Source organism: Variovorax sp. PAMC26660, from assembly GCF_014302995.1.
Taxonomy (GTDB): Bacteria; Pseudomonadota; Gammaproteobacteria; order Burkholderiales; family Burkholderiaceae_C; genus Variovorax.
On sequence record NZ_CP060295.1, the window covers coordinates 3,785,885 to 3,811,270 of the forward strand.

Annotated in this window: 22 protein-coding genes; 18 read left to right on the forward strand and 4 right to left on the reverse strand. The window is 66.2% G+C overall.

The features are described from left to right. Position 1 precedes the first annotated feature (1 nt). From H7F35_RS17930 to ygiD, 8 genes are all read left to right on the forward strand, one after another. A complete protein-coding gene (locus H7F35_RS17930) occupies positions 2-1,273 on the forward strand; it encodes a M20 aminoacylase family protein (protein WP_187107963.1) in 1,272 nt (423 codons plus the stop codon). Between the two features lie 31 nt (positions 1,274-1,304). Continuing rightward, the gene (locus H7F35_RS17935; protein WP_187107964.1) at positions 1,305-2,885 is read left to right on the forward strand and encodes an ABC transporter substrate-binding protein; all 1,581 of its coding nucleotides are present in this window, start codon (positions 1,305-1,307) and stop codon (positions 2,883-2,885) included. Positions 2,886-3,046: 161 nt separating this feature from the next. Next, a complete protein-coding gene (locus H7F35_RS17940) occupies positions 3,047-3,958 on the forward strand; it encodes an ABC transporter permease (protein WP_187107965.1) in 912 nt (303 codons plus the stop codon). A gap of 22 nt (positions 3,959-3,980) precedes the next feature. Beyond that, a complete protein-coding gene (locus H7F35_RS17945; protein WP_187107966.1) occupies positions 3,981-5,051 on the forward strand; it encodes an ABC transporter ATP-binding protein in 1,071 nt (356 codons plus the stop codon). Continuing rightward, the gene (locus tag H7F35_RS17950) at positions 5,048-6,079 is read left to right on the forward strand and encodes an ABC transporter ATP-binding protein (RefSeq protein ID WP_187107967.1); all 1,032 of its coding nucleotides are present in this window, start codon (positions 5,048-5,050) and stop codon (positions 6,077-6,079) included. Before H7F35_RS17945 ends, H7F35_RS17950 begins: the two co-directional genes overlap by 4 nt. A gap of 94 nt (positions 6,080-6,173) precedes the next feature. After that, positions 6,174-6,353, forward strand: a complete 180-nt coding sequence (locus H7F35_RS17955) for a DUF3311 domain-containing protein (protein ID WP_187107968.1) — start codon at positions 6,174-6,176, stop codon at positions 6,351-6,353. Then, on the forward strand, positions 6,353-7,858 hold the full coding sequence (gene mctP / locus H7F35_RS17960) for a monocarboxylate uptake permease MctP (protein WP_187114324.1): 1,506 nt from the start codon (positions 6,353-6,355) through the stop codon (positions 7,856-7,858). Before H7F35_RS17955 ends, mctP begins: the two co-directional genes overlap by 1 nt. 81 nt (positions 7,859-7,939) lie before the next feature. After that, complete coding sequence (gene ygiD, locus H7F35_RS17965) at positions 7,940-8,842, forward strand: 4,5-DOPA dioxygenase extradiol (RefSeq protein ID WP_261803265.1); 903 nt, start codon at positions 7,940-7,942, stop codon at positions 8,840-8,842. A 29-nt stretch (positions 8,843-8,871) separates the two neighbouring features. Here the strand turns inward: ygiD and zwf are convergent, their stop codons facing one another. Next, positions 8,872-10,344 (reverse strand): glucose-6-phosphate dehydrogenase, encoded by a 1,473-nt coding sequence (gene zwf / locus H7F35_RS17970; RefSeq protein WP_187107970.1) that lies wholly within the window; start codon positions 10,342-10,344, stop codon positions 8,872-8,874. 142 nt (positions 10,345-10,486) lie between these two features. On the opposite strand from zwf, the gene H7F35_RS17975 reads away from it, so the two are divergent. The 5 genes from H7F35_RS17975 to H7F35_RS17995 are packed head-to-tail and all read left to right on the forward strand — an operon-like array spanning position 10,487 to position 16,038. After that, entirely contained in the window at positions 10,487-11,500 is a 1,014-nt protein-coding gene (locus H7F35_RS17975; protein WP_187107971.1) for an ABC transporter substrate-binding protein, read from the forward strand. Continuing rightward, a complete protein-coding gene (locus H7F35_RS17980) occupies positions 11,501-13,759 on the forward strand; it encodes an ABC transporter permease (RefSeq protein WP_187107972.1) in 2,259 nt (752 codons plus the stop codon). 12 nt (positions 13,760-13,771) lie between these two features. Then, a complete protein-coding gene (locus tag H7F35_RS17985; protein ID WP_187107973.1) occupies positions 13,772-14,323 on the forward strand; it encodes a hypothetical protein in 552 nt (183 codons plus the stop codon). Further along, positions 14,320-15,363: an ABC transporter ATP-binding protein gene (locus H7F35_RS17990; protein ID WP_187107974.1), complete on the forward strand. Its 1,044-nt coding sequence runs from the start codon at positions 14,320-14,322 to the stop codon at positions 15,361-15,363. Before H7F35_RS17985 ends, H7F35_RS17990 begins: the two co-directional genes overlap by 4 nt. Before the next feature lie 12 nt (positions 15,364-15,375). Next, complete coding sequence (locus H7F35_RS17995) at positions 15,376-16,038, forward strand: HAD family hydrolase (RefSeq protein WP_187107975.1); 663 nt, start codon at positions 15,376-15,378, stop codon at positions 16,036-16,038. On the opposite strand, the gene H7F35_RS18000 is transcribed toward H7F35_RS17995, so the two are convergent. Then, the gene (locus H7F35_RS18000) at positions 15,984-16,661 is read right to left on the reverse strand and encodes a lipocalin family protein (RefSeq protein WP_187107976.1); all 678 of its coding nucleotides are present in this window, start codon (positions 16,659-16,661) and stop codon (positions 15,984-15,986) included. The two genes, H7F35_RS17995 and H7F35_RS18000, sit on opposite strands and share 55 nt — an antisense overlap. Positions 16,662-16,896: 235 nt before the next feature. Here H7F35_RS18000 and tal point away from each other — a divergent pair, with 235 nt between their 5' ends. Then, positions 16,897-17,853 (forward strand): transaldolase, encoded by a 957-nt coding sequence (gene tal / locus H7F35_RS18005; protein WP_187107977.1) that lies wholly within the window; start codon positions 16,897-16,899, stop codon positions 17,851-17,853. Between the two features lie 2 nt (positions 17,854-17,855). Continuing rightward, positions 17,856-19,409 (forward strand): glucose-6-phosphate isomerase, encoded by a 1,554-nt coding sequence (gene pgi / locus H7F35_RS18010; protein ID WP_187107978.1) that lies wholly within the window; start codon positions 17,856-17,858, stop codon positions 19,407-19,409. A 354-nt stretch (positions 19,410-19,763) separates the two neighbouring features. Here the strand turns inward: pgi and H7F35_RS18015 are convergent, their stop codons facing one another. Both H7F35_RS18015 and H7F35_RS18020 read right to left on the reverse strand, forming a co-directional pair. Beyond that, complete coding sequence (locus tag H7F35_RS18015; RefSeq protein WP_187107979.1) at positions 19,764-20,828, reverse strand: 4-hydroxythreonine-4-phosphate dehydrogenase PdxA; 1,065 nt, start codon at positions 20,826-20,828, stop codon at positions 19,764-19,766. 47 nt (positions 20,829-20,875) lie between these two features. Continuing rightward, entirely contained in the window at positions 20,876-21,853 is a 978-nt protein-coding gene (locus H7F35_RS18020; protein ID WP_187107980.1) for a Bug family tripartite tricarboxylate transporter substrate binding protein, read from the reverse strand. Between the two features lie 94 nt (positions 21,854-21,947). On the opposite strand from H7F35_RS18020, the gene H7F35_RS18025 reads away from it, so the two are divergent. The 3 genes from H7F35_RS18025 to H7F35_RS18035 all read left to right on the forward strand — a co-directional run bounded on the left by H7F35_RS18025 (position 21,948) and on the right by H7F35_RS18035 (position 25,380). Beyond that, complete coding sequence (locus tag H7F35_RS18025) at positions 21,948-22,877, forward strand: LysR family transcriptional regulator (protein ID WP_187107981.1); 930 nt, start codon at positions 21,948-21,950, stop codon at positions 22,875-22,877. Positions 22,878-23,059: 182 nt separating this feature from the next. Next, positions 23,060-24,370 (forward strand): ABC transporter substrate-binding protein, encoded by a 1,311-nt coding sequence (locus H7F35_RS18030; protein WP_187107982.1) that lies wholly within the window; start codon positions 23,060-23,062, stop codon positions 24,368-24,370. 152 nt (positions 24,371-24,522) lie between these two features. After that, positions 24,523-25,380 (forward strand): carbohydrate ABC transporter permease, encoded by an 858-nt coding sequence (locus tag H7F35_RS18035; protein ID WP_187107983.1) that lies wholly within the window; start codon positions 24,523-24,525, stop codon positions 25,378-25,380. The last annotated feature ends 6 nt before the right edge of the window (positions 25,381-25,386 follow it).

Below are 25,386 nucleotides of genomic sequence, written 5' to 3' on the forward strand. Positions count from 1 at the left end.
AATGACGACAGCGACCGCTACCGCACCGCGCCTGCAAGCCTCTGGCAGGGCATTCGCGCACATCGCAAGCTTCTACCCCGAGATCACGGCCTTTCGCCGCGACCTGCATGCCCATCCCGAACTCGGCTTCGAAGAGGTCTACACCTCGGGCCGCGTGCGCGAGGCGCTGCGGGCCTGCGGCGTGGACGAGATCCACGAGGGCATCGGCAAGACTGGCGTGGTCGGCGTCATCCGCGGCAGGTCCACCGCCAGCGGCCGCATGATCGGCCTGCGCGCCGACATGGATGCGCTGCCCATGCGCGAGGACAACGACTTCGGCTGGCGCTCCGCCAATGACGGCCTCATGCACGGCTGCGGCCACGACGGGCACACTGCGATGCTGGTCGGCGCCGCCCGCTACCTCGCCGAAACCCGCGACTTCGACGGCACCGCCGTGCTGATCTTCCAGCCCGGTGAAGAAGGCTTTGCCGGCGCCCGCGTGATGATCGAAGACGGCCTGTTCGACCGCTTTCCCGTGCAGTCCGTCTACGCCATGCACAACTGGCCCGCCATGCCGGCCGGCACCGTCGGCATCAACCGCGGCGCAATGATGGCGGCGGCCGACCGCATCACCATCAGCATCAAGGGCAAGGGCGGCCATGGCGCGCATGCCTACCTCACCGTCGATCCGGTGGTGGTCGCCGCGCACATCATCACTGCGGTGCAGAGCATCGTCTCGCGCAACGTGCGCCCGATCGACGCTGCCGTCGTCAGCATCTGCGCAATGCAGGCGGGCGATCTCGGCGCGATGAGCGTGGTGCCTGGCGAGGCCACGCTGGTCGGCACCGTGCGCACCTTCAGCGCGCGCGTGCAGGCGCAGGTCGAGCAGCGCCTGACCGAGTTGTGCACGGCCGTGGCCACGGGCTTCGGCGCCACCGCCGCCATCAAGTACGAACGCATCTACCCGGCCACCATCAACACCGCCCCCGAGGCGATGTTTGCGGGTGACGTGGCCGAGTCGCTGGTCGGCGCGAAGAACGTCGACCGCAGCATGGAGCCCAGCATGGGCGCCGAAGACTTCTCCTTCATGCTGCAGAAGAAGGCTGGCGCCTACCTGCGCATCGGCCAGGACGCCCGCAGCGGCGCCTTCCTGCACAACAGCCGCTACGACTTCAATGACGAGATCCTGCCGCTGGGCGCCGCGTTGCACGCGGGCCTGGTCGAGCAGGGCATGCCGCTTGCCGCTACCCGCGGCGCGCAGCCAGGGAAAGCCGCCGCCACCGCGGCGTCGTGATGTGTTCGATTTCAACCCGAGGAGTGTTCCCATGAGTTTCAAGAAGAAAGTGGCCGCGGCCGCAGCCCTGTGCGCGCTGAGCACCGCCAGCCTGGTCGCGAATGCGCAGACCATCCGGATCGCGAATCAGGGCGATGCGCTCTCGCTCGACCCGCATTCGCTCAACGAATCGCTGCAGTTGAGCGTGACCGCCAACGTCTATGAAACCCTCGTGGGGCGCAACAAGGACCTGAGCCTTGCGCCGCTGCTCGCCACCAGCTGGAAGCAGACCTCGCCGAACGTCTGGCGCTTCGAGCTGCGCAAGGGCGTGGTGTTCCATGACGGCACGCCGTTCACCGCCGACGACGTGGTCTTCAGCTTCGCGCGTGCGCAGGGCGACGGCTCCGACATGCGCGCCACGCTGAGCGACATCAAGGCCGTGCGCAAGGTCGGCGACCTTGCCGTCGAAATCGAAACCAACGGCCCGTTCCCGATCCTGCCCGACGTCATTTCGCTCACCATGATCATGAGCAAGAAGTGGTGCGAGGAAAACCAGGCCACCAAGCCGGTCGACCGACGCAAGGGCATCGAGAACACCGCCTCCTTCAAGGCCAACGGCACCGGCCCGTTCCGCGTGCGCGAACGCCAGCCCAACGTGCGCACCGTGTTCACGCGCAACGGCACCTACTGGGGCAAGATCGAAGGCAACGCGCAAGAGATCATCTTCACGCCCATTGCCAACCCCGCCACCCGCGTGGCCGCGCTGGTCTCCGGCGAAGTCGACGTGATGGAACCCGTGCCCGTGCAGGACATCGCCCGCATCAACGCCGCACCCAATGCGCGCGTCATCACCGGCCCCGAGATGCGCACCATCTTCCTGGGCATGGACCAGAAGCGCGACGAGCTGCAGTACTCGAACATCAAGGGCAAGAACCCGTTCAAGGACAAGCGCGTTCGCCAGGCCTTCTACCAGGCCATCGACATCGTCGGCATCCAGAAGACCGTGATGCGCGGCGCCTCGCGTCCCACCGGCCTGCTGGTCGGCCCCGGCATCAACGGCTGGACCGCCGAGCAGGACAAACGCCTGCCCTATGACGTCGAAGCCGCCAAGAAGCTGCTGACCGAAGCCGGCTACCCGAACGGCTTCGAGGTCTCGCTGAACTGCCCGAACGACCGCTACGTCAACGACGGCCAGATCTGCCAGAGCGTCGCGTCCAACCTTGCGAAGATCGGCGTCAAGATCAACCTCGTGGCCGAGACCAAGGGCACCTACTTCCCGAAGGTGCTGCGCCGCGACACCAGCTTCTACATGCTGGGCTGGACCCCGACCACCTACGACTCGCACAACGCGCTCAGTTCGCTCACCTCCTGCCCCGACGACAAGGGCACCGGCCAGTTCAACCTGGGTGCTTACTGCAATCCCAAGCTCGACGAGCTGACCAAGAAGATCCAGTCCGAGTCCGACAAGGGCAAGCGCAACGAGATGATCAAGGAAGCCTTCAAGATGCACGCCGACGACGTGGGCCACCTGCCGCTGCATCAGCAGTCGCTGGCCTGGGGCGTGAGCAAGAAGGTCGAGCTGGTGCAACTGGCCGACAACTTCATGTACTTCAAGTGGATGAGCATCAAGTAAGTTGACCCTGGGCCGTCGCCTGCACGGCCCGACCATGGGCCCGCTTCTTGCGGGCCCATTCCTTTTTGCCTCACGATGAAAAATAACCCCCACGCTCCCCTTGCTGCGCAAGGTCCGCTGCCCCCTGAGGGGGCCGCTTTTCCTCTTGGGGCGGCCCGGCGATGAAAAAAACATTGGCCCGTTGGCTCGACAGCGATGTCGGCTACAGCTTTCGCACCTCGCCGGTCGCGATGGCTGCGGCGCTCATTGCGCTGGTGTGCGTCTTCTGCTCGGTGTTCGCCGGCTGGGTGTCGCCGCACAACCCCTTCGACCTTGCCACGCTCGAACTGAGCGATGCGCGCCTGCCGCCCGCGTGGAGCGCCGAGGGCACATCCAAGTACCTGCTCGGCACCGATGACCAGGGCCGCGACATTCTCTCGGCCGTCATCTACGGCGCACGCATCTCGCTGATCGTCGGCCTGGTGTCGGTGGTGCTGTCGGTGCTCGTCGGCGTCGTGTTCGGCCTGTTGGCTGGCTTCCTCGGCGGCTGGCTCGATTCCTTCCTCATGCGCGTGTGCGACGTCATGCTGTCGTTCCCGCCCATCCTGGTCGCGCTGCTCATTGCCGGCGTCGGTCGTGCGCTCTTTCCCAACGCGCACGAGTCGCTGGCCTTCGGCGTGCTGATCATTTCCATTTCATTGACTGGCTGGGTGCAGTACGCCCGCACGGTGCGCGGCTCCACGCTGGTGGAGCGCAATAAAGAATATGTGCAGGCCGCGCGCGTCACCGGCGTCGCGCCGCTGCGCATCATGCTGCGCCATGTGCTGCCCAACGTGATGGGGCCGGTGATGGTGCTGGCCACGATCCAGGTCGCGACCGCGATCATCACCGAGGCCACGCTGTCGTTCCTCGGCGTCGGCGTGCCGCCGACCTCGCCCTCGCTGGGCACGCTCATCAGCATCGGCAACCAGTACCTGTTCTCGGGCGAATGGTGGATCACGGTGTTTCCGGGCCTGATGCTGGTGCTGATCGCACTCAGCGTGAACCTGCTCGGCGACTGGCTGCGCGACGCGCTCAACCCGCGCCTGCGCTGAAGACAAGAAGGAGACCGCCACCATGACGCTGCTCCAGGTCAAAGACCTCGTCGTCGAATTTCCCCACCGCCGCGGCACGCTGCGCGCGATCGACCAGATTTCCTTCGACATCGCGCCCGGGGAAATCCTCGGCGTGGTGGGCGAATCGGGCGCGGGCAAGTCGCTCACCGGCGCGGCCATCATCGGCCTGCTCGAACCGCCGGGCCGCGTGGCAGGCGGGCAGATCCTGCTCGAAGGCCAGCGCATCGACAACCTCGGTTTCGATGCGATGCGCCCGATTCGCGGCCGCAAGATCGGCGCGATCTTTCAAGACCCACTGACTTCGCTGAACCCGCTCTACACCGTGGGCCGGCAATTGATGGAGACCATCCGCGCCCACCTGCCGGTGAGCGAGGCCGAAGCGCGCCGCCGTGCCATCGGCCTGCTGGAAGACACCGGCATTCCTGCCGCCGCGCAGCGCATCGACCACTTTCCGCACCAGTTCTCGGGCGGCATGCGGCAGCGCGTGGTGATTGCGCTGGCGCTCGCGGCCGAGCCCAAGCTGATCGTGGCCGACGAGCCGACCACCGCGCTCGACGTGTCGATCCAGGCGCAGATCATTCAACTGCTCAAGCGCATCTGCAAGGAGCGCGGCGCGGCGGTGATGCTGATCACGCACGACATGGGCGTGATCGCCGAGACCTGCGACCGCGTGGCCGTGATGTATGCCGGCCGCATCGCCGAGATCGGCCCGGTGCACGAAGTGATCCACCAGCCCGCGCACCCCTACACCTCGGGCCTGATGGCCTCGATTCCCGACATGACGAGCGACCGCGAGCGGCTCAACCAGATCGACGGCGCCATGCCCCGGCTCAATGCCATTCCGACGGGCTGTGCCTACAACCCGCGCTGCCCGCGCACCTTTGCCCGCTGCCTGAGCGAGCGGCCCGAGCTGATGAACGCCGGTGCCACGCGCGCCGCCTGCTGGCTGCACGATGCCGCCGATCCGCATGCGGGCCAGGCCGAGATCGCGGCCCGGCACCACGACGCATTGGCGGCCGGCGAACGCGCCACGCCCGAAGCGGCCGAAACCCTCGCCGAGGTGACGCGATGAGTGCCGTGATCGAACCCCGCAAGGACGCTGGCGCCGGCGAACCACTGGTGGTGGCCCACGACCTGGCCCGTACCTTCGACGTGTCGCCGCCCTGGCTCAACCGCGTGCTGGAGCGCAAGCCGCGCGTGCTGTTGCATGCGGTCGACGGCGTGAGTTTTTCCATCGAGCGCGGCAAGACGCTGGCGCTGGTGGGCGAATCGGGCTGCGGCAAGAGCACCGTGGCGCGCCTGCTGGTCGGCCTGTACGCGCCCACGCGCGGCGGGCTGCAGTTCGACGGGCAGGACGCGCACGCCGCGTTCAAGACGCCCGAAGGCCGCAAGCTGCGCCGCCGCATCCAGATGATCTTCCAGGACCCCTACGCGAGCCTGAACCCGCGCTGGATCGTGGAAGACATCATCGGCGAGCCGCTGCGCGAGCACGACATCCTGACCGACAAGGCCGCGCTGCGCGAACGCGTGGGCGAACTGCTCAAGTCGGTCGGCCTGTCGCCGCTGGACATGAGCAAGTACCCGCACCAGTTCTCGGGCGGCCAGCGCCAGCGCATCTCGATTGCGCGTGCGCTTGCCACGCAGCCCGAGTTCCTGGTGTGCGACGAGCCCACCTCCGCGCTCGATGTGAGCGTGCAGGCGCAGGTACTCAACATCATGAAGGACCTGCAGCGCGAGCAGGGCCTGACCTACCTCTTCATCTCGCACAACCTCGCGGTGGTGCGGCACGTGGCCGACCAGGTCGGCGTGATGTACCTGGGCCGGCTGGTCGAGGTGGCCGACAAGCACAAGCTCTTCGCGGAGCCGCAGCACCCGTACACCCGCATGCTGCTCGACGCTATCCCGCAGATGAAGCACACCGGGCGCTCGCGCACGCCGGTGCAGGGCGAGGTGCCGAACCCGCTGAACCCGCCCACGGGCTGCGCCTTTCACCCGCGCTGCCCGCATGCCAATGCGCGCTGCTCGGCGGAGCGGCCGAAGCTGTTGAGCATCAAGGGCGTGCAGGTGGCTTGCCATGCGGCGGAAGAGGGGCGCATCTAGCAGGGTTCCTTTGTCCGGGTCGGCGCCGCGTGTTCCGCTTCAGGTCTATAACTCCTTGGTGCTTTCGTAAAAATCACACCAAGGAGAACAGCACATGTGGGCCCTGCTCTTGTTGCCCTTCGTGGGGTTGTTGTGGCCGCCGTTCTACAACGGCGAGTTGCCGGCACTGTTCGGCTTTCCCTTCTTCTACTGGTATCAGCTGCTGTGGGTACCGATCACGGCCCTGCTGATCTGGGTCGTCTACCGCAGCCAGTATGACGAGGGAGACGAATGATGGCCGGCCACGTCAACTGGACCGCGCTGGCGGTCTTCGTCTTCTTCTTCCTGCTGGTCACAGTGATGGGCTTCTGGGCCTCGCGCTGGCAGAGCGGCGGCGCCAAGGGCAAGGGCGCTCATCTCGACGAATGGGGCCTGGGCGGGCGCAACTTCGGCACCTGGATCACCTGGTTCCTGGTGGGCGGCGACTTCTACACCGCCTACACCGTGATCGCCGTGCCCGCGCTGGTCTACGCTGTGGGCGCCTACGGCTTCTTCGCGCTGCCGTACACCATCCTCGTGTACCCGATCGTCTTCGTCATCATGCCCAAGCTCTGGCATGCCGCGCACCGTGCCGGCCACGTGACGGCGGCTGACGTGGTCTATGGCCGCTACGGCTCGCGCGCGCTGGAGCTGGCCATTGCGGTCACCGGCGTGGTCGCGACCATGCCCTACATCGCGCTGCAACTGGTCGGCATGGAGGTCGTCATCAAGGCGTTGGGCCTCACGGGCGAGCTGCCGCTGGCGGCGGCCTTCGTGATCCTGGCGCTCTACACCTACTCGGCCGGGTTGCGCGCGCCGGCGCTGATCGCCTTCGTCAAGGACCTGATGATCTACATCGTGGTGCTGGTGGCGGTGGTGCTGGTGCCCATGAAGCTCGGCGGCTACAGCCATGTGTTCCAGGCCGCCGGCGACGCCTTCGCGGCCAAGGGCGGGGCGACCGGCCTCACGCTCAAGCCGGCGCAGTACCTGCCATATGCGAGCCTGGCGCTGGGCTCGGCGCTGGCGGCCTTCATGTACCCGCACACGCTCACCGGCATCTTCGCGGCCAAGAGCGCCAACACCATCCGCAAGAACGCTGTCTTCCTGCCGGCCTACACGGTGCTGCTGGGGCTGATCGCACTGCTGGGCTACATGGCCTATGCGGCCCATCTCACGGTGAAGAGCAACAACGACGTGGTGCCGGCGCTCTTCAATGCGCTGTTCCCGTCGTGGTTCGCGGGCTTCGCGTTCGCGGCCATCGCCATCGGCGCGCTGGTGCCGGCGGCGGTGATGTCGATTGGCGCGGCCAACCTGTTCACGCGCAATTTCTGGAAGGCCTATGTGCAGCCCGACGTCACGCCGGCGGGCGAGGCCAAGGTCGCGAAGATTGTGTCGCTGGTGGTCAAGCTGGGGGCGCTGGTGTTCATCCTGTTCCTGCCCACGCAGTTCGCGCTCGACCTGCAGTTGCTGGGCGGCCTGTGGATCCTGCAGACCTTCCCCTCGGTGGTGTTCGGCCTGTTCTTCGGCTGGTTCCGCGCGCCGGCGCTGCTCACCGGATGGGCCGTGGGGCTGGTCGGCGGAAGTTGGCTGGCCTTCTCGGACGGCATCAAGCCGGTCCACACCTTCGTGATTGGCGATGGCAGCTACACGCTCTACACCGGGCTGACGGCGCTGGTGCTCAACATCGTCGTGGCGGTGCTGGTGCAACTGGTGGTCAAGGGCAGTCCGCTGCGCGAAGCGCCCGTGCTCGCGAGGAAATAAGCAAGCCAGCCGCAGTCGGTTGAAAGTGTGCGCAAAGGCACCGCCTTGCGCCGAAAACTGTTGCAGAGTGCGGCCATGCCAATGACGACGACTCTTGCAACCTCCGAACTGGGCCGCCGCGGCTTCCTGATGGGCACCGCCGTCGGTGCGACCGCGGTGCTGGCTTCCCTGGCCTGCAGCGTGCAGGCGGCCGGTGCGCCCTCGCGGCGCATGCCGGTGGTGTTCATCGGCCACGGCACGCCCATGAATGCCATCACCGACAACGCTTTCACGCGCCGCCTGTCGGCATGGGGAAAGGAGCTTCCCCGGCCGACGGCCATCCTCAGCGTGTCGGCTCACTGGCTGAGCCGGGGCGCCACCGGCGTCGGCGTGCAGGAGCGGCCGAAGACGATCCACGATTTCGGCGGCTTCCCCCAGGCGCTTTTCGACGTGGAGTACCCGGCCCCGGGCCACCCCGCGCTCGCGCGCGAAACCATCGGCACGGTGAAGCAGGCGCCGGTGATCGGCACCGACCAATGGGGGCTGGACCACGGCACGTGGTCGGTGTTGAAGCACCTCTATCCGAAGGCGGATGTGCCCGTGTTCCAGCTCAGCATCGACTACGACAAGCCGGCCGCCTTCCACTACGCCGTGGGCCGCGATCTGGCGGCGCTGCGCGACCAGGGCGTGCTGGTGATGGGCAGCGGCAACGTGGCGCACAACCTGCGTGCGACCGATCGCGGCACCGTAGATGGCCCGAAGGCGAGTCGCCCCTGGGCACAGTCCTTCGACGATGCAGTGAAGTCAGCGCTCGCAGGCCGTGACGACCGCGCCTTGATCGGCTATGAAAAGCTGGAGGGCGCGTCCACCGCAGTGGCCACGCCCGATCACTACTTCCCGTTTCTCTATGCCCTCGGTGCGGCAGGAACCGGCGAGCGCGCGAAGACCGTCTACGAGGGATTCCAGTCGGGCACGCTCAGCATGCGCTGCATCCAGTTCGGCTGAATGAAGAGCGAGCGCGCCGCTGCGGCTGACTACTGCTCTTCGCCCCAGGCGAAGCCGTCGCGGGCGATCATCGCGCTCGATGCGCTCGGTCCCCAGGTGCCGGCCGCATAAGGGCGCGGGCCGCCATCCGATTCCCAGCTGTCGATCAGCGGCTCGACCCAGCGCCAGGCCTCTTCCTGCTCGTCGCTGCGCACGAACAGGTTGAGCCTGCCGTCGATCACGTCCAGCAGCAGGCGCTCGTAGGCGCCCACGCGTTCGGCGCCGAAGCGCTTGTCGAAGTCCAAGTCGAGCTGCACCGGCGCCAGTTGCGTGGCCGCGCTCTGGGTGCCGTTGGTGCGCTGGCGGTTGTCCTGTGCCTGCGCGAGCATGTGCAGCTCGAGGCCGTCCTTGGGCTGCAGGTTGATCACCAGCTTGTTCACATTGCCGGCGGGCGCGCGATAAATTGCGTGCGGCGTCGGCCGGAAGTTGACCTCGATGCGCGCGTCGCGCGAGGCCAGCCGCTTGCCCGTGCGGATGTAGAAGGGCACGCCAGCCCAGCGCCAGTTGGCGATTTCGGTGCGCAGCGCCACGAAGGTCTCGGTGCGGCTGTCGGGCGGCACGCCGGGTTCGTCCCGGTAGCCCGGCACGCGCTCGCCGTAAGCCGTGCCAGCCGTGTACTGGCCGCGCACCGCATGCAGGCTCAGGCTTTCTGCCGTCCAGGGCTTCAGCGCTCGCAGCACCTTCAGTTTTTCATCGCGGATCGCGTCCGCGTGCGCGTTGATCGGCGGCTCCATGGCCACGGCGCACAGCAGTTGCAGCGCGTGGTTCTGCACCATGTCGCGCAGTGCGCCGGTCTGGTCGTAGAAGGCGCCGCGCTTTTCCACGCCCAGGTCTTCCGCGATGGTGATCTGGATGTTGGCAATGTGCTCGCGCCGCCAGATGGGCTCGAACAGCGCATTGCCGAAGCGCATCGCGAACAGGTTCTGCACCGAGGGCTTGCCCAGGTAGTGGTCGATGCGAAAGACCTGCTTTTCTTCGAGCACCTTGCTCACGGCCGCGTTGATGGCGCGGTTGGACGCCAGGTCGTGGCCCAGCGGCTTTTCCAGCACGATGCGCGTGCTCGGCCCGTTCAGGCCGGCCGCGGCGATCTGCTCGACCACCTGCGTGAAGAGCGCCGGCGCGGTGGCCACGTACATCACGACCGTCTTGGCATCGCGCTGCTTGAGCAACTCGGCCAGCCGTGCGTAGTCGTCGGGCTTGGACAGGTCCATGCGCAGGTAATGCAGCATCGACGCGAACTTCTTGAACTCTTCGGGCGACGGCCGCTTGGCGCCTTCGACCGCGCTGAAGCGCGACTGGATGAGTTCGCGGTACTGGTCGTCGGAGTGATCGTCCCGCGCCACCCCGATGATGCGACCGTCTGGCGGGAGGCTGCCGTGCCGGAATGCCTGGAACAGCGCGGGCATGAGCTTGCGCCAGGCGAGATCGCCAGTACCGCCGAACAGAACGAGATCGAAGCTCATGAGAAAACTTTCCTTTGTCTGAGTGCCGAGCAGGCAGTGTGCCAGTCGCGATGGTACTTGTACCGATTCGGGAGACCTGTACTAAAGCTACGCTCGCCTGTGGCCGCAAGGCCTTTTTTTATTGCTGAGGCGGAGATACCCAATGAAGAGCAAGATTTTTACCGCAGCCGTGCTGCTGGGCCTGTCGGCCGCCGCATCGGCCCAGACCGTCAATGTGATCTGCTCGGTGCAGGCCGAATGGTGCAACGTGATCTCGACCGTGTATGCCCGCACGACTGGCGTGCGCATCAACATGGCGCTCAAGGGCTCGGGCGAGGCGCTGGCCCAGCTCATCGCCGAGAAAGAGAACCCCAAGACCGATGTCTGGTTCGGCGGCACCGGCGATCCGCACCTGCAGGCGGCCGAACAGGGCCTGACGCTCGAATACAAGTCGCCCACGCTGTCGCAACTGCACCCCTGGGCGCAGCAGCAGGCCAAGCAGTCGGGCTACAAGACGGTCGGCATCTACTCGGGCCCGCTGGGCTTCGGCTACAACCCCGAGCTGCTCGCCAAGAAGAAGCTGCCCGTGCCCAAGACCTGGGCCGACCTGCTCAAGCCTGAATACAAGGGCGACATCCAGGTGGCCAACCCCGCTTCCAGCGGCACGGCCTACACCATGATCGCCACGCTCGTTCAGATGATGGGCGAGGACAAGGCCTTCGAGTACCTGAAGGCGCTGCACAAGAACGTGGGCCAGTACACCCGCTCGGGCACCGGCCCGATCAAGGCGGTGGCGCGTGGCGAAACCGCCATCTCCATCAGCTTCGTGCATGACGGCCCGGGCGAGAAGATGCAGGGCTTCCCGGTCGAGACCATCACGCCGAGCGACGGCACCGGCGCCGAGATCGGCTCCATGAGCATCATCAAGGGCGCGCGCAACCTGGACGCGGCCAGGAAGTTCTACGAATGGGCGCTGACCCCGGCCGCACAGGAACTGGGCGCCGCCAACAAGCAGTTCCAGTTGCCCAGCAACGTGAACGCCAAGCTCGACCCGCGCATTCCGGATTTCAAGAAGATCAAGTTCATCAACTACGACTACGCGAAGTACGGTGCCAGCGCAGAGCGCCGCCGCCTGATCGCGCGCTGGGAAAAAGACGTCAACTCGCTGCCGCGTTAAGTGGAAGCGCGTTCCATCGAAGGGGCGCCCGTCAATCCGGCGTCCCTGGCGGCGGCCCGGCGCTCGCAGCGCTGGATCTGGGCGTGGGTCGCGCTGGGCTTCGCGGCGTACCTGCTGCTGCCTTGGTATGCGATCCAGGACGCGACCTGGTACGAAGCCGTTCCGCAGGTTTTCGGCAGTGCCGAAGGCGCCAATGGCCTGATGCAGGCCATCACGCAGGGCCGCGTCTGGCTCTTCATCGGACTCGCGGGACTGGCGATGTGCGGCGTCGGCGCATGGCTGCCAGCGGGCCGGGCGCAGGGGCGCTGGCTGCTGGCGGGCGGCGCGATCGGCGCCGTCGGCCTGGCGGTCGCGGGCTTCACCATCGGCGCGAAGGGCTGGAGCTTCGCGGCGCTCAACACACAGTTCGGCGAACTGGCGATCAACCAGTTCGGCATCGGCGCGGGTGGCTTCCTGGCGCTCACCGCACTCACGCTGCTGGCAGCCTTCGGCATCGCGCGGCTCGGTCTGTTCAAGGGCGACCTGTTCGTGGCGGCCGCGGTCGTCGGCTGCGGCGTGCTGATGGCGCTGTTCATTGCCTACCCGGTGAGCAAGGCGCTGGCCGGTGCCTTCTTCAATGAAGACGGCCAGTGGTCGATCAGCGCTTTCGTTGCGCGCGTGTTCACCGAGCGCATCTGGGGCGTAGGTTGCCTGTCGGGCGGCGTGCGCTGCGGCGTGGCCTGGAACACGCTGGTGCTGGCCTTGCTGACGGCTGCCGGTACGACCTTTCTTGGCACCCTGATGGCGCTGATGGCCGAACGCGGCAGCAAGCGCGGGCAGGGCGTGCTGCGGGTGCTGGCGCTGCTGCCGATCATCACGCCGCCTTTCGTGGTCGGCCTGGGCCTGATCCTGCTGTTCGGCCGTGCCGGCATCGTCAACCAGGTGCTGGAGAACGTCTTCGGCATCGAGCCCACGCGCTGGTTCTACGGCATGCCGGGCGTGCTGGTGGCGCAGTTGTTCGCCTTCACGCCCATCGCCTTCATGATCATGCGCGGCGTGGTGCAGGGCATCGCGCCCAGCCTCGAAGAGGCTGCGCAGATGCTGCGCGCCGACCGGCGCCGCACTTTCTTCACGATCACGCTGCCGCTGCTCAAGCCGGGGCTGGCCAACGCCTTCTTGGTCGGCTTCATCGAGAGCATTGCCGACTTCGGCAACCCGGTGGTGGTGGGTGGTCAGTTCTCTGTGCTGTCGACCGACATCTTCTTCGCCATCGTCGGCGCGCAGTACGACCAGGGTCGTGCCGCTTCGCTGGCCTGGGTGCTCACGATCTTCGCGCTCGGCGTGTTCGCGCTGCAACGCGGCCTGCTGGGCAAGCAGAACTACACCACCGTCAGCGGCAAGGGCGACGCCGGCATCGCGATGGCGCTGCCCGACGGCGTGCGCCGCACCATCTACTGCATCGCGCTGCCGTGGATCGCGTTCACCGTGGTGGTTTACCTGTTCGCTTTCGCGGGCGGCTTCGTGCAGACCTGGGGGCGCGACTACACGTTCACGCTGAACCACTTCAAGAGTGCGTTCGCGTTGGAGTGGGGGCAGTTCGGGCTGGTCTGGGCCGGTACGGCCTGGAACTCGCTGATCACCACGCTCAAGCTGGCGAGCATTTCTGCGCCGATCACCGCGGCGCTGGGCTTGTTGATCGCGTGGCTGCTGGCACGCAACGAGTTCAAGGGGCAGGGCGCCTTCGAGTTCGGCGCGCTGCTGGCATTCGCCATTCCGGGCACGGTGCTCGGCGTGAGTTACATCCTGGCCTTCAACGTGCCGCCGCTGGAGCTGACGGGCACCGGGCTCATCATCGTGCTGTGCTTCATGTTCCGGAACCTGCCGGTGGGCGTGCGGGCCGGCACGGCAGCCTTCAAGCAGCTCGACCGTTCGCTCGACGAAGCCTCGCTGATGCTGCGCGCCTCGACCTCGCAGACGCTCTTCAAGGTGGTGCTGCCGCTGCTCAAGCCGGCGCTGGTGGCCGCACTGGTCTACAGCTTCGTGCGCGCGATGACGACGGTGAGCGCGGTGATCTTCCTGGTCACCGCCGAGAACGAGTTGGCCACCACCTACATCATTGGCCGCGTCGGCAACGGTGACTACGGCATCGCACTGGCCTACTGCACGGTGCTCATGATCCTGATGTCACTGGCCATTGCGCTGGTGCAGTTCGTGGTCGGGGAGCGCAAGCTGGGGCGGCGCAAGGCAATGGCGCCGGTCGTGCCCGCGCCAGTTCATTGAGGAAAAGAAAAGATGAGTGTTCATGCAGACCTTTTGCGTCAGCTCCAGACGGCGCAAACGCTGATCGACCTGTACCGCGACCGTTTCAGCCAGGAGTCGCTCACCGGCGTCGTTTCCGGATTCACCGACACCTTTGTCTACCTGAGCCTGTTCAGCGAGGACGGATTGCCCAACGGCATCAGCGTGGTTCATCTGGGTGACGTCACCAGGATCAGATGGCAAGGCAACGCGCTGCTCTCCATCCAGGCCTTGATCGACGCAAAGGCGTCGAGGCCAACGGCGCCCGAAATCGATCTTGAATCGACGTGCTCAGTCCTCGAATCGATCCAGAGGGCGTTCGGTTACGTCAACGCAATGACGGAGAACTCCAATTCATCCATTACGTTCATTGGCGAGATCGCGCAGATCGACACAGTCTCTTTCGTTCTGAACGAGTTCGGAACCATGAAGACGTGGCAGACCTCGCATTTATGGCTGCGCATCGATGATGTGACGCGCGTGGATGCCGATGCGCAATACGAGCGCGATATCCAATTTCTTGCCGAGCAGAGGCGCAGCACATGAGCAACGGCATCGAATTCCGCAACGTCACCAAGCGCTACGGCACCGACAAGAACGGGCCGATGGCCGTCAAGGGCATCAGCTTCGAGGTGCCCGTGGGCACGCTCACCACCATCCTCGGCCCCTCGGGCTGCGGCAAGACGACCACGCTGCGCATGATCGCGGGGCTCGAATCGCCGACCTCGGGCTCGATCTTCATGGGCGGTCGCGACGTCACCACGCTCGGGCCGGCCGAGCGCAACGTCAGCATGATGTTCCAGAGCTACGCGCTGTTCCCGCACATGAACGTGATCGAGAACGTGGGCTACGGCCTGCGCATGAGCGGCGTGAAGAAGGACGAGGCCACTTCGCGTGCGCGTGATGCGCTCAAGGGCGTGGGGCTTGTCGGCTTCGACGAGCGCCTGCCCAGCGAACTGTCGGGCGGCCAGCAGCAGCGCGTGGCCTTGGCGCGCGCGCTGGTGCTCGAACCGGCGGTGCTGCTGTTTGACGAGCCGCTGTCCAACCTCGATGCCCGCCTGCGACGCGAGATGCGCGAGGAAATCCGCGCGTTGCAGCAGCGGCTGAAGCTCACCGTCGCCTACGTCACGCACGACCAGAGCGAAGCGCTGGCCGTGAGCGACCAGATCATCGTGATGGACCACGGCGTGATCGCCCAACGTGGCACGCCCGAGCAGCTTTACGGCCGGCCCGAGAGCGAATTCGTCGCCGGCTTCATGGGCGAAGCCATGGTGTTTCCCGCCGTCGCCGAAGCGGACGGCAGCGTGGCCTTGGGCCCGCTGCGCCTGCAGCCACGCCATGCGGTCGCGCCCGGTGCGGTGAAGGTCGCGGTGCGGCCCGAGGCCTGGCAGATCGGCACCGCCGGGGGCTTGCCGGCCACCTTGCGCAAGGCCGCCTACCTCGGCAGCTTCTACGAATACGGCTTCGACACCACGCTGGGGCCGGTCTTCGTGGTGTCGACCGATCTGTCGCAGCCGTTGGCCGCGGGCGCACAGACCACGCTGTCCCTCGGAGCCCATGGCGTGAGCGTGGTACCCGGCCCGTGAAACAATGGCGCCATGAACGTGGTTTTCGATCTTGGCGCCGTGCTGTTCGCATGGGAGCCCACACGGCTGGTACAGGCCCATCTCGCACCGCACGCGCCCACCGAGGCCGCCGCCGCGGCCCTGGGACGTGCGCTTTTCCATCACGACGACTGGACCAGCTTCGATTGCGGCACCCGCGCGCTGGGTGATTCCATCGCCCGCATGTCGGCCCGGCTGTCGCTGCCGGCGGAGGCGCTTCACGCGATGCTCGACACACTGGGTGAGCGGCTGGAGCCCATCGACGTGACGGTGGCCATGCTCGAAGAGCTGATCGCCCACCGCGAGGCCGGCCAGCCGCTGCGGCTGTACTACCTCTCGAACATGCCCTCGCCCTATGCCCGCGCCATCGAGCGCCAGCATGCGTTCATGCGCCGCTTCGACGGCGGCGTGTTCTCGGGCGACGTGAAGTTCGTCAAACCGGATCGTGAAATCTACGAAGTGCTGGCGATGCGCCATGCGCTCGACCCCGCGCAGACCGTGTTCATCGACGATTCGGCGGCCAACGTCGAGGCGGCGCGCGCCTTCGGCTGGCAGGCCATCCACTGCACGACGCCAGCCACGCTGGCGTCGCAGTTGCAGCGTTACCTGCCGGTCAGCACCACCTTGTCGGTGTCGAACCCCAAGCTGCGGGCGTAATCCAGTTCGGCTTGCAGTACCGCGTCGTCCAGGCGCGGCGCGCGCGACAGCACCCACAGGTACTCGCGGTTGGGCGTGCCGACCAGCGACACCTGGTACTCGCGGTCCAGCTTCAGGATCCAGTAGTCGCCCCAGACCATCGGCAGCCAACTCAGCCAGGACGGCGCAAAGCGCACTTCGAGGCGGCCCGCGCCGGGCTGGCCCGCCACGGGCACCACGCGCGCGGCGCCGAGGGCTTCGTCGAAATTGCCGTCGGCCCGCACGCAGCGGTTGAGCACCTGCACCGTGCCATCGGGCTGCGGCGTGTACTCGGCCGTCACAGGGCCGGCGCACTGCTTCTGGAAGCGGTTCGGCAGGCGGGCCTGCTCATGCCACATGCCCGCATAGCGCTGCAGATCGACCGGCGCCACCACCTGCAGCGGCGCACGCATCAGCGGCGCGCCATCGGCCGGGCCGGCCACTTGGGCGCGGGCGGTGCGCGCCGCGCCCAGTGTGAGCCAGGCTGCCACGCCGCCCACGACGAAAGCGGTGGCCATGGCACCGATCGCGGCACTGGTGCGGCGGTCATCGAAAGGCCTGACGGCGGCTGCAGCGGGCGCTGCGGGGCGTTGGCGAAGGGACATGGGTGCACTCCTGAGGGGGTCAAACATTCGGCGTAAGGTGCAGGTTAGCTCGGGCCTCTTGCCAAACCCCGTCAGCGGCGGACCACAGCCCGTGTAGGGCGGGGCGGCCGGACAACCACACGGCCAGCAGGCCGATGCCACCGCGTGAAAACCCGTGCTACGGTGCGCATGAAAACATCGGCCGACGCGCAACTGCGTGCAGGACTTGTCACAACCCGCACAGGATAATGATTTCATGAACCAACTCGATGCCCTCCGCCAGTGGACCACCGTGGTTGCCGACACCGGCGACTTCAAGCAGATCAGCGCTTCCAAGCCGCAAGACGCGACCACCAATCCGTCGCTGATCCTCAAGGCCGTGCAGAAGCCCGAATACCGGCCCCTGCTCGACGAGACCGTGAAAAAGCATGCCGGCAAGCCGCTCGACGAGGTCATCGACCGCCTGTTGGTGCGCTTCGGCACCGAAATTCTCTCGATCATTCCGGGCCGCGTATCGACCGAAGTCGATGCCCGCCTGTCCTTCGACACCGCCGCCACCGTGGCACGCGGCGAGCGCATCGTGGCGCTCTACAAGGCCGAAGGCATCGACACCGAAAAGCGACTGCTCATCAAGGTTGCCTCCACCTGGGAAGGTATCCAGGCCGCTCGTGCATTGCAGCAAAAGGGCATCCACACCAACCTCACGCTGCTGTTCTCGTTCGCACAGGCCGTGGCCTGCGGCGACGCGGGTGTGCAACTGATCTCGCCCTTCGTGGGCCGCATCTACGACTGGTACAAGAAGTCGGCCGGCGCCAAGTGGGACGAGGCCGCCAGCGCGGGTGCCAACGACCCCGGCGTGAAGTCGGTGCGCGAGATCTTCAACTACTACAAGCAGCACGGCATCAAGACCGAGGTGATGGGCGCGAGCTTCCGCAACGTGGGGCAAATTCAGGCTTTGGCCGGTTGCGACCTGCTGACCATCAGCCCCGAACTGCTGGCCGAACTGGCCGCAAGCAACGCGCTGCTGGAACACGCGCTCGACGCCAAGGCAGCAGCCACCGGCGACACGAAGAAGGTGAGCTACGACGAGGCCGGCTTCCGCTTCGCGCTCAACGAAGACGCGATGGCCACCGAGAAGCTCGCCGAAGGCATCCGCGCCTTTGCGGCCGACGCGGTGAAGCTCGAAAAGCTCATGCTGGAAAGCGGCAAGTAAACATGGCCATGACCCTTCGCTGCGACCGTGCGCCGGCCTGGGCGCAACTGCAGGCTTACTTCGAGACGGCGGGCCGCCAGTTCGATGTGCGCCATGCCTTTGTCGACGACATCGGGCGCCACGAGCGTTTCAGCCAGGAAGCTCCGTATGTGTTTGCCGACCTGTCGAAGAACCTGATCGACACGCGCATCGAAGAGTTGCTGCTGACGCTGGCGCGCGAATGCGGCCTCGAAGCACACCGCGACGCGATGTTCGCGGGCGAGCACATCAACAACACCGAAGACCGCGCGGTGCTGCACACGCTGCTGCGCGCACCGGCCGATGCGCCCACCGGCCCGAAGACAGTGAATGAGCTGCGCGAAGTGCACGCCACGCTCGACGCCATGCTGGCCTACGCAGAGAAGGTGCGCGGCGATCACACGATCACCGACGTGGTCAACATCGGCATTGGCGGCTCCGACCTCGGCCCGCAGATGGCGGTGCTTGCGCTGGCCGAGTTCGCGGCACCGGGCAAGCGCTTTCATTTCGTCTCGAACGTCGACGGTCACGAGCTGGCCGGCGTGTTGCGCGACCTGGCACCGGAGCACACGCTGTTCCTGATCGCCTCGAAGACCTTCACCACGACCGAGACAATGACCAACGCGCTCTCGGCCAAGCGCTGGTACGAGCAGTCGGGCGGCACGGACATCGCGGGCCACTTCGCCGCGCTCACCACCAACGTCGAGGCCGCGAAGAAGTTCGGCATCGACACGACCTTCGGCTTCTGGGACTGGGTGGGTGGCCGCTATTCGCTGTGGTCGGCCATCGGCCTGCCGATTGCGCTGGCCATCGGCCCGGACGGTTTTCGCCGTCTGCTGGCGGGCGCGCATGCAATGGACGAGCACTTCCGCACCGCGCCGCTGGCGCAGAACCTGCCGGTGCGGCTGGGCCTGCTCGACGTCTGGTATCGCAATTTCCACAAGTTCACCAGCCGCAGCATCGCGCCGTACCACAGCGCGCTGAAGCGTGTGCCGGCCTATCTGCAGCAGCTGGAGATGGAAAGCAACGGCAAGCAGGTCGATGCCAGCGGCAAGCCCGTGGCATTCGGCACGTCGCCTGTGCTCTGGGGCGAGCCCGGCACCAACGGCCAGCACGCCTACTTCCAAATGCTGCACCAGGGCACGGACGTGATTCCGCTTGAATTCGTGGCGGTGCGCGATGCAGCGCACGACCTCGAAGGCCATCACCCCAAGCTGTTGGCGAATGCGCTCGCGCAGGCACAGGCGTTGATGGTGGGCAAGCTGGATGCCGGTGGGCACAAGAATTTTCCGGGCAACCGGCCGAGCACTTTCTTCGTGTTCGAGAAGTTGACGCCCGAAACGCTCGGCGCCTTCCTGGCGCTGTACGAGCACCGCGTGTTCACCAGCGGTGCGCTGTGGGGCATCAACAGCTTCGACCAGTGGGGAGTGGAACTGGGCAAGGTGCTGGCGCGCGATATCGAACCGCGCCTGGCTTCCGGCGACATCACGGGGCTTGATGCCTCGACGGCGGGGCTGCTGAAGCGCCTGAGTTCCTGAGGGTTCTTCGGGGCCTTTTTGTGTCTGTTCGGGGCGGGCTGGGCGCTGCTGTTCAGGGCATGGCTCACGCCGATACGGTGCTCTTTTTCGCGAATGTCCCTCGCTTCGCTCCTCCTTTATTTCGCGAAAAAGAGCCCCGTATCGGCGTGAGCGGTCAGAGCGGTCGTTGATCGGCTGCACACCAGCAGCGTGCCCAGGTGCGAATGACACCGGGTGCTCCCCGTAGCGAAATAAAGGAGGAGCGAAGCGGGGGACATTCGCGGAGGGGAGCACCCGGTGTCATTCGCACGTATCCCGAATGAACCCACAGCGCATCCCACCGTACAGCTCACCCCAGAGATCGTGAACTGATTTTCAGAACGTAGTAGCCGTCTCGGCAGGCGCCCGCACCGGCGCGCCACTTGCCATGCGCACACACAGGTCGAAGGCCTGCTGGAGCCCTTCGATCTGCGCCATGCCCTTGCCAGCGATGTCGAAGGCGCTGCCGCTGGCCGAGGTGGCCACCGGCACCGGCAGTCCGCCGTGCAACGTCACACCCTGCTCGAAGCCCATGAGCTTCATCGCGATCTGGCCCTGGTCGTGGTACATCGACACCACCGCATCCACGTCGCCGCGCCGCGCACCGATGAACACCGTGTCGGGCGAGAACGGGCCACGCGCATCGAAGCCTTCGGCGCGCAACTGCTCGATGGCCGGCGCGATGATCTCGATTTCCTCCATGCCGATGGAACCCCCGTCGCCCGCATGCGGGTTGAGCCCCGTCACCGCGATGCGCGGCTGCGCCACGCCCGAGCGGCGCAGCGCGGAAGCGATGATCTTCACTGCGTCGCGCACACCCTGCACGGTGATGTGGCTCGCCACATCCTTCAGCGGAATGTGCGAGGTCACGCGCGAAGTCCACAGCGAGCCCGTGAGGTTGAACTCGCAAACGAAGCTGGTAACGGCAAAGCGCTCCTGCATGTAGCGCAACTCGTCCTCGTGCGTGAGGCCGCCCAGGCGCAGCGAATGCTTGTTGAGTGGCGCGAAGAGAATCGCTTCGGCCTGCCCGCGCCGCACGGTGGCCGTCGCCAGTTCCAGTGCCTCGAAAGACGCGCGGCCCGACTGCTCGTTCGACTCGCCGAGCACCGGCTCCTGCCCCTGCATCCAGTCGCAGGTGAGCAGGGTGGGGCGGCCATCTTCGAATCGCAGGGCGTCAAGGTGCTCGACGTGCAGCACGTCGAGCTTCGTCCCCGCCACGCGCTCGCCTGCGGCCAGCACGACCGGATCGGCAATCAGCAGCACGCGCGCGGTGTCGAGGTTGCGCTGGCGCGCCAGCAGCTTCACGGCCATTTCAGGGCCGACGCCGCTGGGGTCGCCGAGCAGCACGATGATGCGGGGTTTGGCGGAGATCACGCTCGGGGTTTTCGTTGGGGTGGGCATGTCGGTCGGATGCGGTTAAGGAAGAGAAAAAACGAAGGAAGGCCGCCTCATTCGGCCTTGATGTTGGCGTCGCGCACGAGCTGGCCGTAGTGGTCGAACTCCTGCTTGTTCATGGCCGCGAAGGGCTCGCCGGTCAGTGCGCCGGGTTCACCACCCAGGGCCTTGATGCGGGTCTGCACATCGGCCAGCTTCAGCGTGCGGGTGAGTTCGGCGCTCAGCCGCTCGACGGCGGGGCGCGGCGTGCCGGCCGTCACGTACAGGCCATACCAGGTGGATACGTCGGCACCCTTGATGCCCTGCTCGGCCAGCGTCGGTACGTCGGGCAGCTCGGGCGAGCGCTGCGGCGCGCTCACGGCCAGCGCGCGGAACTTGCCGGCCTTGATCTGGCCCATGGCCGAGGAGGTGCTGTCGAACATCATGTCTACCTCGCCCGAGATGATGTCGATGTGGGCCTGCGAGCTGCCCTTGTACGGCACATGGATCGACTTCATGCCCGTGGCCAGGTTGAAGGCCTCGCCGCCCACGTGCTGCGTGCTACCGATGCCCGACGAGGCGTACTTGAAGCCGCCGGGCTTGGCTGCCATCGCCGTTACCAGATCCTTGACCGACTTGTAGGGCGAGTTCGCCGACACCACCAGCACGTTGGGCATCACGGCCACGAGGCCGATGGGCTGCAGGTCTTTCAGCGGGTCGTACTTGAGCTTGAGGATGTGCGGCGCCACCGCCTGCGCCGTGTTGGTGGCCAGCAGCAGCGTGCCGCCATCGGCCGGCGCGCGGGCCGTGAGTTCGCCGGCGATGGTGTTGGAGGCGCCGGGCCGGTTCTCCACCGTCACGGGCTGCTTGAGCACCGACGAGAACTTCTCGGCCAGCACGCGCGCCAGGATGTCGGTGCCGCCGCCGGGCGAGGCACCGACCATGATGCGCAGGGGCTTTTCGGGGTAGGTGCCCGGCTGCGCGCCGGCCAGCGACGCGGCGAGCAGCGCCGCCGCCAGTCCCGCCCCGCGGGCGAGGGAAAAAATCTTCATCGGGTTTGTCTCCTGCTTGTTATGGGCCCGAGCCTACGGAGCTTCGTTCGCACGATCCAATCGAAAAAGCCTGAAGATCCATATACTTTTGTGCATGACAAACGGCCTGACCGATGCCTCGCTGATGCTCCATGTCCGGCCGCGTCAACTGCTGTTGCTGGCCCGGCTCGACACCCACCGGCACCTCGGCCGCGCGGCCGAAGCCATGAACATCAGCCAGCCTGCGGCCACCAAGCTGCTGCAGCAACTGGAGGATTCGCTGGGCGAAAAGCTGTTCGAGCGCCTGGCGCGCGGCATGGAGCCCACGCCCTACGGCGAGATCCTGATCCGCTATGCCCGCCGCGTGCTCAGCGACTTCGGCTCTGCCCGCGAGGAAATGCTCGCGCTGCGCTCGGGCCTGAGCGGCGCCCTGCGCGTGGGCAGCGTGCCCGGCGCCGTGCCCGAGCTGCTGGTGCCAGCACTTGTCGAGTACCACCGGCGCCATCCGCAGGTGGCGGTGTCGGTGGTGGTCGAAACCAGCGACGTGATCCAGTCGCAACTGGAGCGGGGCGACGTGGACCTCGTGCTGGGCCGGCTCACCGACGGCCATGACGAATCGAAATACGCCAGCGTGCCGCTGCTGGGCGAATCGCAGGTGATCGTGGTGCGCACGGCCCACCCGGTGTTCGAGCGCGCGACCGTCACGCTGGCCGACATGGCGAACTGGTCGTGGGTGCTGCAGCCGCCGGGCTCGCCGCAGCGCGGGCGCTTCGAGGCGGCGATGCGCGAAGCGGGCATTCAGGCGCGCCTGGACATCATCGAAACGGCATCGCCCATCGCCACCACCGCGTTGCTCGAAAACTCCGACATGGCGGCCGTGATGCCTGCCTCGCAGGCCAATCACTACGCCCGGCTGGGCGTGCTGCGCACCGTGCCGCTGGAGTTGCCGGTGCGGGTGCCGCCGATCTGCCTCGTCACCCGCGAAGACCGGGTGCTGTCGCCGGCGGCGGCGCAGTTCCGGCGCCAACTGCTGGGCGCCGCCTGAGGCCTTTGGACCACCCTGTTTGCATGCTGTATTGCGTTAACTAGGGAATATCCCAGTCAACTGGTGCATGAAAGTACCATCGTTGACGGTCGAAGTACCAAAGCCGCAAGCGCGTTTCTCCAGAATTCGGCCACGGCGACCCGACAGGCACAACAGGGCGTCGCTCACCTCTAGGAGACAACATGAAGCGTTTTCTGAAAGCGGGCCTCGTCCTCGCACTCGTCGGCACGGGCCTCGTGTCCCAGGCCGCCACCGAACTCGTGATCGCGACCGTGAACAACGGCCACATGATCGAGATGCAGAAGCTCACGCCCTTCTTCGAGAAGGCCAACCCCGACATCAAGCTCAAGTGGGTCACGCTGGAAGAAGGCACGCTGCGCCAGCGCGTGACCACCGACATCGCCACCAAGGGCGGCCAGTTCGACGTGATGACCATCGGCCTGTATGAAGCGCCGATCTGGTCGAAGAAGGGCTGGCTCAAGCCCATCGCCACCGATGCGGCCTACGACGTGGACGACCTGCTGCCCGCCATCCGCGCCGGCCTGTCGACCGACGGCAAGCTGTACGCCGCGCCGTTCTACGGCGAAAGCTCGATGCTCATGTACCGCAAGGACCTGGCCGACAAGCTGGGCATCAAGATCCCCGACCAGCCCACCTGGACCCAGGTCAAGGAATTCGCCGACAAGGCCAACGACCCGAAGGGTGGCGTGTACGGCATGTGCCTTCGCGGCAAGCCGGGCTGGGGCGACAACATGGCCTTCCTGACCACCTTGGTCAACACCAACGGCGGCCAGTGGTTCGACATGCAGTGGAAGCCGCAGATCGACACCAAGGCCTGGAAAGACGCGATCACCTTCTACGTCGACCTGATGAAGAAGGACGGCCCGCCCGGCGCGTCGGCCAACAGCTTCAACGAGAACCTGGCGCTGTTCAATGAAGGCAAGTGCGCGGCCTGGGTCGACGCAACCATCGCGGCTTCGTTCATCAGCGATCCGAAGCAGTCGAAGGTGGCCGACAAGGTGGCGTTTGCGCAGGCACCGACCGCCGCCACGCCCAAGGGCGCCAACTGGCTCTGGTCGTGGAACCTCGCGATTCCGGCCAGCTCGACCAAGGACGAGGCCGCGCAGAAGTTCATCAAGTGGGCCACCTCCAAGGACTACATCAACCTCGTGGCCAAGGAAACCGGCTGGGCCTCGGTGCCGACCGGCACGCGCAAGTCGACCTATGCGAACCCCGAGTTCCAGAAGGTCGCCAAGTTCGCTGTCGCCGAGAAGAAGGCCATCGATGCGGCCAACCTCACCGACAGCACGCTGCCCAAGTCGCCGTATGTCGGCGTGCAGTACGCAGCCATTCCCGAGTTCCAGGCGATCGGCGTGGCGGTGGGCCAGCAGATGAGCGCGGCGCTGTCGGGCAAGGTCACGGTGGACCAGGCGCTGAAGACATCGCAGCTGGCTGCGGAGCGTGAGATGAAGAAGGCTGGCTACTACAAGTAAGCCCGGGCCTTGCTCCCTCCCCTTCCGGGGGAGGGTCGGGGTGGGGGCACGCGGCGCCTCAATCAATCGCCGCGGTGGTCGATCAGGGAGCCCCCATCCCTGCCTTCCCCCAGAGGGGGAAGGAGCCAGAGACAACAAGAAGGGACTTCCTCATGAAAAGACTCCTGCCCCGCGCCCTCATGGCGCCCGCAGTGCTCACGCTCTTCCTCTGGATGATCGTGCCGCTCGCGATGACGTTGTACTTCTCGTTCGTGAACTACAACCTCATGCAGCCCGGCGAACACACGTTCGCGGGCATCGAGAACTTTCGGTACTTCGTCACCGATCCCGACTTCTGGCCCGCCACCTGGAACACCCTGCTGCTGATCGGCAGCGTGATCGTCATCACGGTGGTGTTCGGCGTGCTGCTCGCGCTGCTGGTCAACGAGCCTTTTCCGGGCCGCGGCATCGTGCGGGTGCTGCTGATCTCGCCCTTCTTCGTCATGCCCGCAGTCAATGCACTGCTGTGGAAGCACATGATGATGAACCCCATCTACGGCGTGCTCGCCGACCTGTGGCGCTTCTTCGGTGCCACGCCCATCGACTGGCTCACCGACGTGCCGCTGCTCTCGGTGATCATCATGGTGGCGTGGCAATGGCTGCCCTTCGCCTGCCTGATCTTCATCACCTCGCTGCAGTCGCTCGACCGCGAGCAGATGGAAGCCGCGCGCATGGACGGCGCGAGTTCGTTCCAGCGTTTCTTCTACCTGACCATTCCCCACCTCGGCCGGCCGATGGCGGTGGTGATCATGATCGAGATGATCTTTCTGCTCAGCATCTTTGCCGAGATCGCCATCACCACCAATGGCGGCCCGGGCAACGAGAGCACGAACATGACCTACATGATCTTCAAGCAGTCGCTGATGAATTTCGACGTGGGCGTGGCCTCCGCCGGTGCGCTCTTCGCGGTGGTGCTTGCGAACATCGTCGCGGTGTTCCTCATCCGAATCATCGGCAAGAACCTCGACTGAAGGACA

Bases quoted from the DNA above. Each gene is read 5' to 3' on its own strand.
- zwf (WP_187107970.1), bottom strand. From the start codon at position 10,344: ATGAGCTTCGATCTCGTTCTGTTCGGCGGTACTGGCGATCTCGCCTGG.
- tal (WP_187107977.1), top strand. From the start codon at position 16,897: ATGAACCAACTCGATGCCCTCCGCCAGTGGACCACCGTGGTTGCCGAC.
- H7F35_RS17985 (WP_187107973.1), top strand. From the start codon at position 13,772: ATGAGTGTTCATGCAGACCTTTTGCGTCAGCTCCAGACGGCGCAAACG.
- pgi (WP_187107978.1), top strand. From the start codon at position 17,856: ATGGCCATGACCCTTCGCTGCGACCGTGCGCCGGCCTGGGCGCAACTG.
- H7F35_RS18015 (WP_187107979.1), bottom strand. From the start codon at position 20,828: ATGCCCACCCCAACGAAAACCCCGAGCGTGATCTCCGCCAAACCCCGC.
- H7F35_RS17990 (WP_187107974.1), top strand. From the start codon at position 14,320: ATGAGCAACGGCATCGAATTCCGCAACGTCACCAAGCGCTACGGCACC.
- H7F35_RS17935 (WP_187107964.1), top strand. From the start codon at position 1,305: ATGAGTTTCAAGAAGAAAGTGGCCGCGGCCGCAGCCCTGTGCGCGCTG.
- H7F35_RS17955 (WP_187107968.1), top strand. From the start codon at position 6,174: ATGTGGGCCCTGCTCTTGTTGCCCTTCGTGGGGTTGTTGTGGCCGCCG.
- ygiD (WP_261803265.1), top strand. From the start codon at position 7,940: ATGACGACGACTCTTGCAACCTCCGAACTGGGCCGCCGCGGCTTCCTG.
- H7F35_RS17995 (WP_187107975.1), top strand. From the start codon at position 15,376: ATGAACGTGGTTTTCGATCTTGGCGCCGTGCTGTTCGCATGGGAGCCC.
- H7F35_RS18020 (WP_187107980.1), bottom strand. From the start codon at position 21,853: ATGAAGATTTTTTCCCTCGCCCGCGGGGCGGGACTGGCGGCGGCGCTG.
- H7F35_RS18035 (WP_187107983.1), top strand. From the start codon at position 24,523: ATGAAAAGACTCCTGCCCCGCGCCCTCATGGCGCCCGCAGTGCTCACG.
- H7F35_RS18030 (WP_187107982.1), top strand. From the start codon at position 23,060: ATGAAGCGTTTTCTGAAAGCGGGCCTCGTCCTCGCACTCGTCGGCACG.
- H7F35_RS17940 (WP_187107965.1), top strand. From the start codon at position 3,047: ATGAAAAAAACATTGGCCCGTTGGCTCGACAGCGATGTCGGCTACAGC.
- H7F35_RS17950 (WP_187107967.1), top strand. From the start codon at position 5,048: ATGAGTGCCGTGATCGAACCCCGCAAGGACGCTGGCGCCGGCGAACCA.
- H7F35_RS18000 (WP_187107976.1), bottom strand. From the start codon at position 16,661: ATGTCCCTTCGCCAACGCCCCGCAGCGCCCGCTGCAGCCGCCGTCAGG.
- mctP (WP_187114324.1), top strand. From the start codon at position 6,353: ATGGCCGGCCACGTCAACTGGACCGCGCTGGCGGTCTTCGTCTTCTTC.
- H7F35_RS17930 (WP_187107963.1), top strand. From the start codon at position 2: ATGACGACAGCGACCGCTACCGCACCGCGCCTGCAAGCCTCTGGCAGG.
- H7F35_RS17975 (WP_187107971.1), top strand. From the start codon at position 10,487: ATGAAGAGCAAGATTTTTACCGCAGCCGTGCTGCTGGGCCTGTCGGCC.
- H7F35_RS18025 (WP_187107981.1), top strand. From the start codon at position 21,948: ATGACAAACGGCCTGACCGATGCCTCGCTGATGCTCCATGTCCGGCCG.
- H7F35_RS17945 (WP_187107966.1), top strand. From the start codon at position 3,981: ATGACGCTGCTCCAGGTCAAAGACCTCGTCGTCGAATTTCCCCACCGC.